1 protein-coding gene is annotated in these 866 nt (G+C 72.5%); it reads left to right on the top strand.

The window, feature by feature from the left end:
- Positions 1 to 866: polyketide synthase dehydratase domain-containing protein (locus ICC28_RS40015; RefSeq protein ID WP_188293792.1), on the top strand; the 866-nt coding region annotated here is incomplete at both ends.

The raw sequence follows: 866 nt of genomic DNA, 5'->3' as shown, positions 1-866 counted from the left end.
TCGACCTGCCCACCTACGCCTTCGACCGCCGCCGCTACTGGCTGGACCGCACCACCCAGGCCGGCCACGGAGACCTCACCCGGGTGGGCCTGACCGCACTCGACCACGGCATGCTCGCCGCGAGCACGGACATCGCCGACGGCGCGGTGGTGCTCTCGGGCCGGATCTCCACCGCCGGCCACTCCTGGCTCACCGACCACACCGTCGCCGGAACCGTGATCGTGCCCGGCACCGCCTTCGTCGACCTCGCCCTGCGCGCCGGCGACCAGACCGGCTGCCCCACCATCGAAGAACTCCTCATCCACCAGCCCCTGATCCTGCCCCAGGACACCCCCGTCGACCTCCAGGCCGTCATCGACACACCCGACGACACCGGCCGGCGCACCCTCACCGTCCACGCCCGCACCACCGGCGGCAGTGTCTGGACCCGCCACGCCCAAGCCACCCTCACCCCCACCGCACCCACCCCCACCACCGGCCACACCCCCGAAGCCTGGCCCCCGCCCGGCACCACCCCCGTCCCGGTCGACACCCTCTACAGCGACCTCGCCGAGCGCGGCTACCACTACGGCCCCGCCTTCCAGAACCTGCGGTCCGTCTGGCGCGACCACGACCCCTCCGTCCTGTTCGCCGAGGTCACCCTCCCCGACCACGCCCACGAGGACGCCACCCGCTACGGCATCCACCCCGCCCTCCTCGACGCCGCCCTCCACACCCTCCAGTTCCACCCCGACTTCCCCCAGGACGGCACCTGGCTCCCCTTCGCCTGGAACAACGTCACCCTCCACGCCACCACAGCCACCACCCTCCACACCCGCCTCCACACCAACCCCGACAACACCATCCACCTCACCGCAACCGACCCC

Origin of the sequence: Streptomyces sp. TRM68416, from assembly GCF_014596915.1 — a bacterium.
Lineage (GTDB): Bacteria > Actinomycetota > Actinomycetes > Streptomycetales > Streptomycetaceae > Streptomyces.
The sequence above is the reverse complement of the archived record's forward strand: the minus strand, read 5'-3'. Positions and strand labels throughout refer to the sequence as shown.